Source organism: Sphingopyxis sp. QXT-31 (genome assembly GCF_001984035.1).
In the GTDB taxonomy this organism is placed as follows: domain Bacteria; phylum Pseudomonadota; class Alphaproteobacteria; order Sphingomonadales; family Sphingomonadaceae; genus Sphingopyxis.
In genome coordinates this window covers 4,159,248-4,173,387 of sequence record NZ_CP019449.1, presented here as the reverse complement: position 1 = coordinate 4,173,387, position 14,140 = coordinate 4,159,248, and the positions used below count along the sequence as shown (strand labels likewise).

The window sequence follows — 14,140 nt, the reverse complement described above, 5'->3', positions numbered from 1 at the left end:
CCTCTGGCGAATCCCCCACGGCCCGACTAAGCCGGGCGGCATACGCCAGCGACGAAAGCCCGACCGATGACCCCTACCGCCACCATCCTCCTGCTCGGTTCGGGCGAACTCGGGCGCGAGTTCGTCATTTCGGCGAAGCGCCTCGGGTGCCGGGTGATCGCCTGCGACAGCTACGAAGGCGCCCCCGCGATGCAGGTCGCCGACGGCTTCGAAGTCTTCTCGATGCTCGACGGCGCCGCGCTCCGCGCCACGATCGAGAAGCACAAACCCGACCATATCGTCCCCGAGGTCGAGGCGATCCGCACCGAAATCCTTAGCCAGGTCGAAGCCGAGGGTTTCCATGTCGTGCCCAGCGCGCGCGCCGCGCAGCTCACGATGAACCGCGACGCGATCCGCGACCTCGCCGCGAGCGAGCTGCAGCTCACCACCTCGACCTTCGAATATGCCGAGACGCGCGAGGAACTCGTCGCTGCCGCGCACCGCATCGGCTTCCCGCTCGTGGTCAAGCCGGTGATGTCCTCGTCGGGCAAGGGCCAGAGCACGGTCAAGAGTGCCGCCGATATCGACGCCGCCTGGGACTATGCCGCCGCGGGCATGCGCGGCGACCGTCTCCGCGTGATTGCCGAGGCCTTCATCGGCTTCGATTACGAAATCACCTTGCTCACCGTGCGCCACAAGGACGGCGTGAGTTTCTGCCCACCGATCGGCCACCGCCAGGAACGCGGCGACTATCGCGAAAGCTGGCAGCCCGCCGCGATGTCCGACGCCGCCCTCGCCTCGGCGCAGGAGATGGCGACCAAGGTCGTCGATGCGCTCGGCGGCCATGGCATCTTCGGGGTCGAGTTCTTCGTGAAGGGCGACCAGGTCATCTTCTCCGAACTGAGCCCACGCCCCCACGACACCGGCATGGTGACGCTCATCTCGCAGAACCTCTCCGAATTCGACCTCCACGCCCGCGCGATCCTCGGCCTGCCCATCCCCGCGATCGCGGCGCCCGATGCCAGCGCCAGCGCGGTCCTCCTCGCCGACCGCGACGCGAGCGACTTCGCGATTGCGGGCCTCGCCGATGCGCTGATCCCGCCCGATGCGGAGACCGCCGTCGACGCTCGCATCTTCGGCAAGCCGGTGACGCGCCCCTACCGCCGCATGGGCGTGACGTTGGCGAAGGTCGCGGGCGGCACGACCGACGAGGCGCGCGCCGCAGCCGTCGCGGCCGCGGCGAAGCTCGTCATCGACTATCGATGAGCCTGACGGTCCGCCGCCTCGGCCCCGCCGACATCACAGCGGCGCGCGCCCTCAACGCGCTCTACGCCGACGCCTTCGAGGACCCCGAAACCTATCGCCGCGAGACCCCCGACGACGCCTGGCTCGCGCACCAGCTTGCCAAGCCCACGATCATCCTGCTCGTCGCGGAGGTCGAGGGAAGCATCGCCGGCGGCCTCACCGCTTACATCCTCGACAAGCTCGAGGCTGCGCGCAGCGAAATCTATCTCTACGACCTCGCCGTCGCCGAAGCGCATCGCCGCCGCGGCGTCGCCACCGCGCTGATTGAAGAGCTCCAGCATATCGCCGCCGACACCGGCGCCTGGGCGGTCTTCGTCCAGGCCGACTATGCCGACCCGCCCGCGATCGCGCTCTACACCAGGCTCGGGGTGCGCGAGGAGGTGCTCCATTTCGACTTGCCGCCGCTCCCGCGGCCCGAAGCGACCGACGAGGATATCAGATGATACGTGCCCTGCTCCTGTCCGTCCTCGCCCTGCTGACGACCCCGGCGCCCGCGCAGGAACTGGAGGATTTCGCGTCGGGCTGCGCCGACGACAGCGGCGGCGATCGCTGCTCCGACGCCGCGGTCAAGGCCTGGCACGATCGCTACGGCCTTCGTCCTGCCGAGACGATGGCCGCCGAGGGCACGGCGGTGCGCCGGATGCTCTATGTCGACGGCTATGGCCGCGACGTGCTCGCGATCAGTGCCATCCGCGCCAAGGGCGTGCCGCCGGTCATCGAAATACGCCAGCCGCGCGGCAAGGACGGTGCGCAACCGACGACATGGACGCGCCCGATCCCCGAGAAGGCGTGGGATCGCATTCTCGGCGACGCCGCCATCGCGCATCGCCGCCTCGTGCCCGAGACGAAGCCGGGCGACGAGGTCAACGTCTGTCTGCACGCATGGGTATCACGCTTTGAAAGCGCTGATCCACGACAGCTCGCGCAGTTTGTTGTCGGCCAGATGTGGCTCGACCCCGAAAGCCGCGCCATGACTGCATCGGCTTGCGAAGGTGGCCCGACCGATCGTTTCGGCGCAACGCTGGCCGAGGTGGCGGCCGAGACCTTCGGCGAATGTTCGTCGATCGATGCCGACCGCATGCGCCACGGCATCGCGCTGATCGAGGCCTGCATGGGCCTTCGCGGCGACACGATCGCCGCGGGGCATGTCATGAGCATCTATCGCGACCTCTACCCCCTGATCTTTCGCGCGGAAGAAGAAGGCAAGAGCTGGCCCGACCTGCTGCGCGCCGATTTCAACCTGGCTTCGCAGGGCCTAAAGGAAGGCGAGCAGGCCGATTGGGACAGCCTGCGCGCGCTGTTCGCCAAAGCCGACAATGTCTATTTCGACGTCGAGCAGGCCACCGGGCTCGATGCCGACAGGGTGGAAATGCTCGCGACCTTCGGTTGGGCCGATCGCAGCACCGGCACAGGCGCCAAAAAACCCGAACGTCATACGAGAAAGCTTCGGTTGATGTGGGTGCGGCAGACCGGAGACTGGGTGGTCGACCAGATAAGGCTGGCCGATTGACCCGATCTGCACCGGGCGCTCGCTCAGGCCGAAATGCCCTGCTACACCCCGCGCCATGTCCGAAAAGAATCATCTCTATCTGGTCGATGGCTCCAGCTACATCTTTCGCGCCTATCACCGCTTGCCGCCGCTGACGAACCCGCAGGGCGTGCCCGTCGGCGCGGTTTACGGCTACACCACGATGCTGTGGAAGCTCGCGAAGGACCTCCACGACGCCGACGGGCCGACGCACCTAGCGGTGATCCTCGACCATAGCAGCCAGTCGTTCCGCAACGAAATCTACGATCAGTACAAGGCGAACCGGCCGGAGCCGCCCGAGGATCTGCGCCCACAGTTCCCGCTGATCCGCGACGCGACGCGCGCCTTCTCTTTGCCGTGCATCGAACTCGAGGGTTTCGAGGCCGACGACCTGATCGCCACCTACACCGAGGCCGCGGTGCGCGAAGGCTGGGACGTCACCATCGTCAGCAGCGACAAGGATCTGATGCAACTGATCCGCGAGCCCGCCGACGGTGCGCCGCATGTCGACATGCTCGACACAATGAAGAATGTCCGCCTCGGCCTCGAGGCGGTGAACGAGAAATTCGGCGTCACGCCCGACCTCGTCGGCGACGTGCTCGCGCTGATGGGCGATGCCGTCGACAATGTCCCCGGCGTGCGCGGGGTCGGCCCCAAGACCGCAACCAAGCTGATCCAGGAATATGGCAATCTGACCGCCGCGCTCGACGGCGCCGCGACGATGAAGGCGTCGAAGCTCCGCGACAATCTGATCGAGCATCGCGCGATGGCCGAATTGTCGCGCATCCTCGTCGACCTGAAACGCGACACCCCGATGCCGGATACGCTCGACCAGCTCAGGCTCGGCGCAATCCCGCCCGAACCGTTGAAACTCTTCCTCGACGAGCATGGCTTCCGCTCGCTCTCGGCCAAGCTCGACACCGGCGTCACGCCCGGCGGTCCGCCGACCCTGCCGCGCCCCGGCGTCGCTCCCGCGGCCGCACCCGCCGGCGGCCCCTCGACGCCCACGCTGCCCGCGATGCCGCCGATCGACCGCAACCTCTATGAGACGGTGACCACCGTCGAGGTGCTCGACCGCTGGATCGCCGAGGCCCGCGCAGCCCATGTCGTCGCGGTCGACACCGAAACCGCGACGCTCGACAGCGTCACCGGCGAACTGGTCGGGGTCAGCCTCTCCACCGGTCCCGGCAAGGCCTGCTATATCCCGCTCGGCCATGGCGGCACCGACATGTTCGCCGAAAAGCCCGAGCAGGTGCCGATGGCCGACGCGCTCGGCCGCCTCTACGCGCTCTTCGCCGACGAGGCGGTGCTCAAGGTCGGGCACAACCTCAAATATGACATCGGCGTGCTCGCGCAGCATGGGCTGACCATCGCGCCCTATGACGACACGCTGGTGATGAGCTTCGCGCTCGACGCGGGCAAGCATCAGCACGGGATGGACGAACTGGCGAAGACCCACCTCGACCATGTCTGCCTGTCGTTCAAGGAGGTTTGCGGCACCGGCAAGTCGCAGATCAGCTTTGCCGAGGTGCAACTGCCGCGCGCGACCGAATATGCCGCGGAGGACGCCGAAGTGACCTGGCGCCTGTGGAAATTGCTCAAGCTTCGCCTGCCGCTCGAAGGCGGTACCCGCGTCTACGAAATGGTCGACCGGCCGCTCGCCGCCATCGTCGAGACGATGGAGCGCGCGGGCATCATGGTGGACCGCGACTATCTCGCGCGCCTGTCGGGCGAGTTCGCGACCGAGATGCTGCGCATCGAGGGCGAGATACACGAACTGGCAGGCCAGCCCTTCGCGATCGGTAGCCCCAAGCAGCTCGGCGAAATCCTGTTCGACAAGCTCGGCCTCAAGGGCGGGCGCAAGGGCAAGTCGGGCGACTGGTCGACCGATCAGAGCGAGCTCGAACGCCTCGAACGCGACGGCGTGCCGATCGCGCGCAAGATTCTGGAATGGCGTCAGCTCTCGAAGCTCAAATCGACCTATACCGACGCGTTGCAGCAGCAGATCAACGCCAAGACCGGCCGCGTCCACACCAGCTACAGCCTCGTCGGTGCGCAGACCGGGCGGCTGTCGTCGACCGACCCCAATCTCCAGAACATCCCAATCCGCACCGAGACGGGGCGCCAGATCCGCGACGCCTTCATCGCCGCGCCCGGCCATGTGCTGATCGCCGCCGACTATAGCCAAATCGAGCTCCGCCTTGCCGCGCATATGGCCGACGTTCCCGAACTCAAGGAAGCCTTCGCGCAGGGGCAGGACATCCACGCCGCCACCGCGATCGAGCTGTTCGGCGAGAGCAACCGCGACACCCGCGGCAAGGCCAAGACGGTCAATTTCTCGATCCTCTACGGCATCTCGCGCTGGGGCCTCGCGGGCCGACTCGAAGTCACCCCCGACGAGGCGCAGGCACTGATTGCGCGCTATTTCGAGCGCTTCCCGGGGATCAGCGATTATATCACCGACACGCTCGAAGGCGTGCGCGCCAAAGGCTATACCGAGACCCTGTTCGGCCGGAAGACCTGGTTCCCGCGCATCAAGGCGGCAAGCCAGAACGAGCGCGCGGGCAGCGAGCGCGCCGCGATCAACGCCCCGATCCAGGGCACCAGCGCCGACCTGATCAAGCGCGCGATGGCGCGCATGCCGAAGGCGCTGGAAGAGGCCGGCCTGTCCGACGTCAGGATGCTGCTCCAGGTCCACGACGAACTCGTCTTCGAGGCGCCCGAGGACAAGGCCGCGGCCGCGGGCGAGGTCATTCGCCGCGTGATGATGGGCGCCGCCGAACCCTCGCTGACGCTCTCGGTCCCTCTCGAGGTCGAGGTCGGCATCGGCACGAGCTGGGGCGAAGCGCATTGACGATCTTCGCGCTGGCGGCCGCGCTGCTGCTCCAGGACGGTATCGCTGTCGCTCCGCCGCCTGTGGTCGCGACCGCGCCCGAACCCGAGCCCGCAGGCCCGCCCGCGATCGCCGACGAGGACGTCCGCCTCTTCGCCGCGCTCAACGGGCGCAAGGTCGCGGGGCGCCCGGTCGGCGGGCCCTATCCCACCGCCGACAAGATATTGCTGCTGACGCGCGACAATCGCGGCAACCCCGAAATCGGCGCCAGCCTCGCGACGCCGGTGCGCCAGTCGCTGCCGCCGCCGCCCGCGGGCGTGCTCGCCGTGGTGCGGCTGCACCAGCGTTCCGACACAGTCGTCCCCGGCCCGACCGCCGACGACCTCGCCTTCGTCGCGACCAACAAGCTGCCGCTCTTCGTCATCGGCGAATGGGCGCGCCCCGCGCCGATGTGGGAGGTCGCGTGGCAGGGCGACGCGGTGCGCTACCGCATCATCGGCGACGTCGGCGAGATCGGTCCCTGGCAGGATTGAGCGGCGGCTTCGCGCCCATCCGCCCCACCACCGCGACCGGGACGCGCGCACTGCCCTTTCCCAACCGTGCAATTGCGACTATGACGCCCGCGTGACGTCTGGCTGACACAGATGTGACAGCCAGCGACGAAAGGCCCTTGATGAGCAGCAACCCCCGGCAGGCGCCCCCTGTCCGCATCCAGCAGAATATCCTCGCGCGCGGCGAACGCCGCGTCCTTAACTGGATTTGTGCCCGGCTGCCGCAATGGGTAACCCCCGACCAGCTCACGACTCTGGGTTTCCTCGGCGCGGTGATGGTCGCGATGGGCTATATGCTCTCATGGCTCAACCCCGGGTGGCTGTTGCTGTCGATCGCCGGCTATGTCGTCAACTGGTTCGGCGACTCGCTCGACGGCAGCCTCGCGCGCTGGCGCCGCATCGAACGTCCTTCCTATGGCTATTTTGTCGACCATAGCGTCGACGGCCTCGCGACGCTGCTGATGGTCGGCAGCATCGGGCTCAGCCCCTATATGCGCTTCGACGTCGCGCTGCTCGGGGTGATCGGTTACCTGCTGCTATCGATCCACAGCTTCCTCGCCGCGAAGGTCGTCGGCGAATTCCGCCTGTCGTACATGGCGGGCGGCCCGACCGAGCTTCGCCTGATGCTGATCGCGATGACCGCGCTGATGCCGGTGATCGGCGGTGCCGACATCAACGGCACCAATTTCTCGCCCTTCGACCTCTTCGGCATGGTCGTCTCCAGCGTCCTCATCACGCTGTTCGTCACGCAAAGCTTCGCGCTCGCGCGCAAGCTCGCGAACCGCCGCGACTGACCCCGCCGCGAAGCGCGAAAGAATATAGAATAACGCCGGAAATCGGCTTTAGCTTCGCGGGCGCGCCTGCCGATAGGTGCCGAGCAGTCGCAGCGTCTTGGTCTGGAAATCGAGCTCCTCGAGCGCGCGGTCGATCCGCTCCTCGCCCGGCGCCCCGACGATGTCGGCGTAAAAGGTCGTCGCGGTGAAACTGCCGCCGACCTGATAGCTCTCCAGCTTGGTCATATTGACCCCGTTGGTCGCGAAACCGCCGAGCGCCTTGTACAGCGCGGCGGGAATATTCTTCACCTCGAAGACGAAGGTCGTCATCAGCGGCACGCCCTGCGGCAGCTCGGGCAGCGGTTCGCGCGCCAGCACGACGAAGCGCGTCATATTATGATCGGCGTCCTCGATCCCCGTCTCGTGGAGCTTGAGCCCATAGAGTTCGGCCGCATGCGGCGGCGCCAGCGCGGCGAGCCCGACCTCGTCGCTGTCGGCGACCCACGCCGCGGCGCCCGCGGTATCGCTGTGCGCGACGGGATCGATCCTGTTCGCGCGCAGCCAGCGGCGGCACTGGCCGAGCGCCTGTTCGTGGCTCATCGCGCGCGTCACCGGGCCGAGCCCGCGGCTCATCAGCCCATAGCGGATGCGCAGGAAATGCTCGCCGACGATCGACAGCCCCGATTCGGGCAGCAGAAAATGGATATCGGCGACACGGCCGTGCAGGCTGTTCTCGATCGGGATGATCGCGCGGTCGACGCGCCCGTCGCGCACCGCCTCGATCGCATCCTCGAACGAATAGCAGGGCAGCGGCAGCGCGTTCGGATCATATTCGCGCGCGGCGAGATCGCTGTTCGCCCCCGGCGCGCCCTGAAAGGCCAACCCGCGCGCGGGCTGCGCCAGCGCCGCCGCCTTCATCTCGTCGACCAATGCCTGCGCCGATGCCGAATAACTGCCCATGTCCGCCCTTCCGAAGTGCGCGGCGGCGCATAGCGGTGCGAGGCGTTGGGCGCAACCGGCGCGAAGGGCTTTTGATCCCCTTGCGCCGCCGCCGCCGCGCCAGTAAGGGAGCGACCAAATCAGATATGCGCCCGGCACGTGGGCGCCAGCGTACGGGGCTGCAGAGCATGGACAATCGCAACAATACCATCGCCGGCTGGGTGCTTTTCGCGGGCATCTGCGCGCTCGGCCTGTCGATCGGCACCGGCATGCTGTCGGCCAGCCACGCCCCCGAAAAGCCCGGTTTCCCGATCGAGGACGCCGAATCCGCCGCTGGTGGCGGGGCGGCCGCGGTGCCGCTTCCGAACCTGCTCGCCGCCGCCGACGTCGAAAAGGGCAAGGCCGTGTTCGCGAAATGCGCCGCCTGCCACACGATCGACCAGGGCGGCGCCAACGGCATCGGCCCGAATCTGTGGGGCGCGCTCGGCAAACCGCACGGCCATGTCCCGGGCTTCGCTTATTCGGCCGCGCTCAAGGGCGTGCCCGGCAACTGGGACTTCGCCGGCATGGACGCCTGGCTGACCAAGCCCAGCAAATATGCACCGGGCACCAAGATGTCGTTCGCGGGTCTCGGCAGCGCCGAGGATCGCGCGAACCTGATCCTCTATCTCAACAGCATGGGCTCGAACCTGCCGCTGCCCGCCCCCGAAGCCGCTCCGGCCGCGGGCGAAGCGCCGGCGGAAGGCGCTGCGCCGGCCGAGGGCGCTGCTGCGGCTCCCGCAGCGGGTGCAGACGCCGCTGCTGGTGGTAACGAAGGCACCGGTGGCGCTCCGGCAGCCGCCCCGGCCCCGGCCGAAGCCAAGAAATAATGCGCGCTGCGCCCGTCCTGCTGGCGGGCGCGCTGCTGCTCGCCGGCTGCGGCAAGAGCGACACGCCCGCGGATGACGCCGCGGGCACCGGCGATGCGCCGGCGGCGACAGTCGAGCCGACCGCGGCGATGGGCGAACAGGTCTTCAAGCGCTGCGTCGCGTGTCACACGATCGACAAGGGCGGCGCCAACGGCATCGGCCCCAACCTCCACGGCGTCGTCGGCCGCCCGGTCGCCTCGCATGCCGGGTTCAGCTATTCGTCGGCGATGAAGGCCAAGGGCGGGGTCTGGGACACCACGACGCTCGATCTCTATCTCGAAGCCCCGATGAAAGCGCTCCCCGGCACCCGCATGGCGTTCGCAGGTGTCTATGATCCCTTGGATCGCAAGGCGTTGCTGCTGTACCTGGAAGCGCAGAAGTAGATCTCTCCCCTTCCTTTCAGGGAGCGGTCTCAAGACCTACTCCGCCACTTTCGCGTAGAAATCCTGGATGATCCCCCACGCCTCCTCGGCGGTCTCGACGAAGTGGAACAGCGACAGATCGCGCTGACTGATCACGCCCTCTTCGACCAGCGCGTCGAAATTGACGACGCGGGTCCAGAATTCCTCGCTGAACAAGACGATCGGGATCGGCTTGATCTTGCCCGTCTGGATGAGCGTCAGCAGCTCGAACGTCTCGTCGAATGTCCCGAAGCCCCCCGGGAACACGCACACCGCGCGCGCGCGCAGCAGGAAATGCATCTTGCGCAGCGCAAAATAGTGGAACTGGAAGCTGAGGTCCGGGGTCACATAGCGGTTCGGCGCCTGCTCGTGCGGCAGCACGATGTTGAGCCCCACCGATTCCTTGCCCTCGTCGTCGGCGCCGCGGTTCGCGGCCTCCATGATCGACGGCCCGCCGCCCGAGCAGACGACATAGTTGCGGCAGCCATTCTTGTCGGGCGGCACCTGGCTCGCGATCCGCGCCAGCTTGCGGGCTTCCTCATAATATTTCGCCTTGGCGGCGAGCCGTTCGGCGATGCGCTGTTCCTCGGGGGTGCGCGCGGCGTCGAGCACCGCCTGCGCCGCGTCGGGCGCCGGGATGCGCGCCGAGCCATAGATGACGAGCATCGACTCGATCTTCGCCTCGTCGAGCATCAGCTCGGGCTTGAGCAGCTCGAGCTGGAAGCGCACCGGACGCAAATCCTCGCGCAGCAGGAACTCGGTGTCCTGGAACGCCAGCCGATAGGCCGGGCTCTGCGTCTGGGGGGTGGAAACCGCCTGCTTGGCGAATTGCGCGTCGTCCTTAGCCTTGTGGAAACGCGAACGATGGGGTTGTTTGTCTTCTGTCATTGGCGGACGGCTACTCCCTCCGCGTGACTTTGCCAAGTCACACCCCTGTCCCCTCCCCCTCGATGGGGGAGGCAGCGAGACTTACGAACTCGTTCGTTAGTCGCAGCGGTGGGGGTGAGCTCTCGGCCTGACGCGAAGGTGCAAGGCCGTACCATCACCCTCATCCAACTCCGCCTAAGCCGCTTCGCGGCTAAGGCTGCGTATCCTTCTCCCATCAAGGGAGAAGGAGCTTAGCGGCAATAACCGTTGCCGCTCATATCCATATGGAAGTGGTTGTAGTGCGCCGCGTTATAATCGGGGCTCAGCACCGTCCCGAAGCGCCGGCACGCCGATTTGTGCAGCGCGCGCAGGAAGTCCTGCGAAGCCTTGTCGCCCTTCCACCCGCCGTCGAGCATGATGCGGCGCCCGTCGGCGAGCACGAAGCCCGACACGTCGATCGCGTTCGAATAGGCGTGCTGCGACAATCGCCCCGATCGTCCGCCATAGATGTTGCGGCAGCTGTAGGTGCCGAAGGTCTCGATCTTGACGACCTCCTGCCCGAAATATTTGCGCGCCGCGGGGCGCACCGCATATTGCGCCCAGGCCGCGAAATTCCTGGCCAGCGGGCAGGTCATCGCGCCGAGATTGGTGGTCGGGACCCCGACATCGAGCAATTTCACCGAATCGATCGAGCTGCACCCGCCGCCATGATCCTGATTGGGCAGCGGGGTGAATTTCACCCCCGCCTGTTTCAGATCCACCGCGCATTGCTGCGCCTCGGGGCTGTTGAACGAGGGCGTTCCCGCGACCTGCGGCCGCTTCGGCGTGCTTGCAATCCGCTTCTTGCCGCCGCCGCTCTTCATCACCTCGGGCGCGCCGAAGCACGCCGACAGCGAAAGCGCCGCCGCGGCTGCGACCAGGGTCCGAAGCAAGGGAAAACGGGATCTCGCCATGGCGTCAAATTACCGACACCATGGTTAACAAGTCGCAAACCATCGCCTCCGCTCGTCGAAAATTTCGCCCGGCCGAAGCATTTTGTTTGACAGTTTCGTGGGCCTCCCTAAACGCGGCGCCGGGCCACGCGGTCCCAACGCCGCGCGAGCTCTCTGCAAGGAGAGACTATGATGAGTGAAGTGCCGACACCCGAATTGCGCCCTGCGCGCCCGTTTTTCTCTTCCGGACCCTGCGCCAAACCGCCGGTCTGGTCCCCCGAAAAGCTCCAAACCGAATCGCTGGGCCGCTCGCATCGTGCCAAGATCGGCAAGACGCGCCTGCAGCTTTGCATCGACCTGATGCGCGAGATGCTGCACCTCCCCGACACGCACCGCATCGGCATCGTTCCCGGCTCCGACACCGGCGCCTTCGAAATGGCGATGTGGACGATGCTCGGCGCCCGCCCCGTCACGACGCTCGCATGGGAGAGCTTTGGCGAGGGCTGGGTCACCGATGCCGCAAAGCAGCTGAAGCTCGACCCGACGATCATCCGCGCCGATTATGGCCAGCTGCCCGACTTGGGCGCCGTCGACTGGTCGAACGACGTCCTCTTCACCTGGAACGGCACCACCAGCGGCGTCCGCGTCCCCGACGGCGACTGGATCGCCGCCGACCGCGAAGGCCTGAGCTTCGCCGACGCGACCAGCGCGGTGTTCGCTTACGACCTGCCGTGGGACAAGATCGACGTCGCGACCTTCAGCTGGCAGAAAGTGCTCGGCGGCGAAGGCGGGCATGGCGTGCTGATCCTCGGGCCGCGCGCCGTCGAACGCCTCGAAACCTACACCCCCGCCTGGCCGCTGCCGAAGGTTTTCCGCCTCGTTTCGAAGGGCGCGCTCGCCGAGGGTGTGTTCAAGGGCGAGACGATAAACACCCCCTCGATGCTCGCGGTCGAGGACGCGATCTTCGCGCTCGAATGGGCGAAGTCGCTCGGCGGTCTCGAAGGCCTGAAGGCGCGCAGCGATGCGAACGCCGCAGCGCTCGACAAGATCGTCGCCGACCGCGAGTGGCTGAGCCATCTCGCCGCCGATCCCGCCAGCCGCTCGAAGACCTCGGTCTGCCTGTCGGTCGCGGGCGCCGACGAGGGCTTCATCAAGAAGTTCGCGGGGCTGCTCGAAGCCGAAGGCGCGGCGTACGACATCGCGGGCTACCGCGACGCGCCCCCGGGCCTTCGTATCTGGTGCGGCGCGACCGTCGACACCGCCGATGTCGAGGCCCTCGGCCCGTGGCTCGACTGGGCCTACGCCAGCCTTTCGGCCTGACCTGTGTGCTCCCCGGCGCAAGCCGGGGCCCATTTCCCCATCCCGCCACACATCCCGGTTACCGCCGGGATACGGAGACATAAAATGACCGCACCCAAAGTCCTCATCAGCGACAAGATGGATCCCAAAGCCGCTGCGATCTTCAAGGAACGCGGCATCGACGTTGACGTCATCACCGGCAAGACCAAGGATGAACTGATCGCGATGATCGGCGCCTACGACGGTCTCGCCATCCGCTCGGCGACCAAGGTCACCGCCGACGTCCTCGCCGCCGCGACGAACCTCAAGGTCGTCGGCCGCGCCGGCATCGGCGTCGACAATGTCGATATCCCCTCGGCGTCGAAGCAGGGCGTCATCGTGATGAACACGCCCTTCGGCAACAGCATCACCACCGCCGAACATGCGATCGCTATGATGTTCGCGCTCGCGCGCCAGATCCCCGAAGCGAACACGCTGACGCAGGCTGGCAAATGGCCGAAGAACGACTTCATGGGCGTCGAGCTGACCTCGAAGACGCTCGGCCTGATCGGCTGCGGCAATATCGGCAGCATCGTCGCCGAGCGTGCGCTGGGCCTGCGCATGAAGGTCGTCGCCTTCGACCCCTTCCTGACCCCCGAGCGCGCGATCGAGCTCGGCGTCGAAAAGGCCGACCTCGACACGCTGCTCGCCAAGGCCGATTTCATCACGCTGCACACCCCGCTGACCGACCAGACGCGCAACATCCTGTCGAAGGAAAATCTGGCGAAAGCCAAAAAGGGCGTGCGCATCATCAACTGCGCGCGCGGCGGGCTGATCGACGAAGCCGCGCTGAAGGAGGCGCTCGACCGCGGCCATGTCGCGGGCGCCGCGCTCGACGTGTTCCAGACCGAGCCGCCCGCCGCCGACCATCCGCTGTTCGGTACGCCGAACTTCATCTGCACCCCGCATCTGGGCGCGTCGACCGACGAGGCGCAGGTCAATGTCGCCATCCAGGTCGCCGAGCAGATCAGCGACTATCTCCTCACCGGCGGCATCACCAACGCGCTCAACGTCCCCAGCCTCTCGGCCGAAGAAGCGCCGAAGCTGCGCCCCTATATGAGCCTCGCCGAAAAGCTCGGCAGCCTCGTCGGCCAACTCGCGCACGACAACCTCACGAGCATCTCGGTCGAGGTCGAGGGCGCCGCCGCCGAACTGAACCTCAAGCCGATCACCGCCGCGGTGCTCACGGGCCTGATGCGCCGCTATTCGGACGCGGTGAACATGGTCAACGCCCCGCACCTCGCGCGCGAACGCGGCCTCGACGTGCGCGAAGTGCGCCACGATCGCGACGGCGATTACCACACGCTCGTCCGCGTGACCGTCGCGACCGAGGCGGGCGACCGCTCGGTCGCGGGAACTTTGTTCAGCAACGGCGACCCGCGCCTCGTCGAGATGTTCGGCATCAAGGTCGAAGCCGACCTCGACGGCCATATGCTCTACATCGTCAACGAGGACGCGCCGGGGTTCATCGGCCGCATCGGCACCGCGCTCGGCGAAGCGGGGCTCAACATCGGCACCTTCCACCTCGGCCGCCGCGCCGCGGGCGGCGAAGCGGTGCTGCTGCTCAGCCTCGACTCGCCGATGCCGGAACCGCTCTTGTGGCAGCTGTGCCAGCTTCCGGGCGTGAAGACGGTGAAGGGCCTGAAGTTCTAAGACCCGGCTCTCAATCCCGCTCGTGTCGAGCGAAGTCGAGACACCCATCGGTGTCATATGCCCTCACAGCATCTCGACTTCGCTCGATGCGCACGGAATTCGGGATTGTTGAGTCTCCTGCACCCGCCTAAAG

The 14,140-nt window shown here is 66.9% G+C and carries 13 protein-coding genes; 10 read left to right on the top strand and 3 right to left on the bottom strand.

Annotated elements, in window-relative coordinates:
• Positions 1-66 precede the first annotated feature (66 nt).
• The 6 genes from purT to BWQ93_RS19905 all read left to right on the top strand — a co-directional run bounded on the left by purT (position 67) and on the right by BWQ93_RS19905 (position 6,990).
• Complete coding sequence (purT, locus tag BWQ93_RS19930) at positions 67-1,245, top strand: formate-dependent phosphoribosylglycinamide formyltransferase (protein WP_077032009.1); 1,179 nt, start codon at positions 67-69, stop codon at positions 1,243-1,245.
• The gene (locus BWQ93_RS19925; RefSeq protein ID WP_077032008.1) at positions 1,242-1,727 is read left to right on the top strand and encodes an AAC(3)-I family aminoglycoside N-acetyltransferase; all 486 of its coding nucleotides are present in this window, start codon (positions 1,242-1,244) and stop codon (positions 1,725-1,727) included. The genes purT and BWQ93_RS19925 overlap by 4 nt, the downstream gene beginning before the upstream one ends.
• The gene (locus BWQ93_RS19920; protein WP_077032007.1) at positions 1,724-2,794 is read left to right on the top strand and encodes a hypothetical protein; all 1,071 of its coding nucleotides are present in this window, start codon (positions 1,724-1,726) and stop codon (positions 2,792-2,794) included. The genes BWQ93_RS19925 and BWQ93_RS19920 overlap by 4 nt, the downstream gene beginning before the upstream one ends.
• A 55-nt stretch (positions 2,795-2,849) precedes the next feature.
• The gene (gene polA, locus BWQ93_RS19915) at positions 2,850-5,666 is read left to right on the top strand and encodes a DNA polymerase I (protein ID WP_077032006.1); all 2,817 of its coding nucleotides are present in this window, start codon (positions 2,850-2,852) and stop codon (positions 5,664-5,666) included.
• A complete protein-coding gene (locus BWQ93_RS19910) occupies positions 5,663-6,178 on the top strand; it encodes a hypothetical protein (protein ID WP_232314685.1) in 516 nt (171 codons plus the stop codon). The genes polA and BWQ93_RS19910 overlap by 4 nt, the downstream gene beginning before the upstream one ends.
• Positions 6,179-6,318: 140 nt before the next feature.
• Complete coding sequence (locus BWQ93_RS19905; RefSeq protein WP_077032005.1) at positions 6,319-6,990, top strand: CDP-alcohol phosphatidyltransferase family protein; 672 nt, start codon at positions 6,319-6,321, stop codon at positions 6,988-6,990.
• A gap of 48 nt (positions 6,991-7,038) precedes the next feature.
• On the opposite strand, the gene BWQ93_RS19900 is transcribed toward BWQ93_RS19905, so the two are convergent.
• Complete coding sequence (locus tag BWQ93_RS19900; protein ID WP_077032004.1) at positions 7,039-7,929, bottom strand: prephenate dehydratase; 891 nt, start codon at positions 7,927-7,929, stop codon at positions 7,039-7,041.
• Between the two features lie 167 nt (positions 7,930-8,096).
• Here BWQ93_RS19900 and BWQ93_RS19895 point away from each other — a divergent pair, with 167 nt between their 5' ends.
• Positions 8,097-8,777, top strand: coding sequence for a c-type cytochrome (locus BWQ93_RS19895; protein WP_077032003.1), 681 nt, complete (start codon positions 8,097-8,099; stop codon positions 8,775-8,777).
• On the top strand, positions 8,777-9,199 hold the full coding sequence (locus BWQ93_RS19890) for a c-type cytochrome (protein WP_077032002.1): 423 nt from the start codon (positions 8,777-8,779) through the stop codon (positions 9,197-9,199). The genes BWQ93_RS19895 and BWQ93_RS19890 overlap by 1 nt, the downstream gene beginning before the upstream one ends.
• Positions 9,200-9,235: 36 nt before the next feature.
• On the opposite strand, the gene BWQ93_RS19885 is transcribed toward BWQ93_RS19890, so the two are convergent.
• Together BWQ93_RS19885 and BWQ93_RS19880 are read right to left on the bottom strand one after the other, a co-directional pair.
• Positions 9,236-10,105, bottom strand: coding sequence for an LOG family protein (locus tag BWQ93_RS19885; protein WP_077032001.1), 870 nt, complete (start codon positions 10,103-10,105; stop codon positions 9,236-9,238).
• A gap of 230 nt (positions 10,106-10,335) precedes the next feature.
• Entirely contained in the window at positions 10,336-11,016 is a 681-nt protein-coding gene (locus BWQ93_RS19880) for an extensin family protein (protein ID WP_443029354.1), read from the bottom strand.
• A 189-nt stretch (positions 11,017-11,205) separates the two neighbouring features.
• Between BWQ93_RS19880 and BWQ93_RS19875 the strand changes: the two genes are divergently transcribed.
• Together BWQ93_RS19875 and serA are read left to right on the top strand one after the other, a co-directional pair.
• Complete coding sequence (locus tag BWQ93_RS19875; RefSeq protein WP_443029353.1) at positions 11,206-12,336, top strand: phosphoserine transaminase; 1,131 nt, start codon at positions 11,206-11,208, stop codon at positions 12,334-12,336.
• 84 nt (positions 12,337-12,420) lie between these two features.
• Positions 12,421-14,007, top strand: coding sequence for a phosphoglycerate dehydrogenase (gene serA, locus BWQ93_RS19870; RefSeq protein ID WP_077031998.1), 1,587 nt, complete (start codon positions 12,421-12,423; stop codon positions 14,005-14,007).
• Positions 14,008-14,140: the final 133 nt, after the last annotated feature.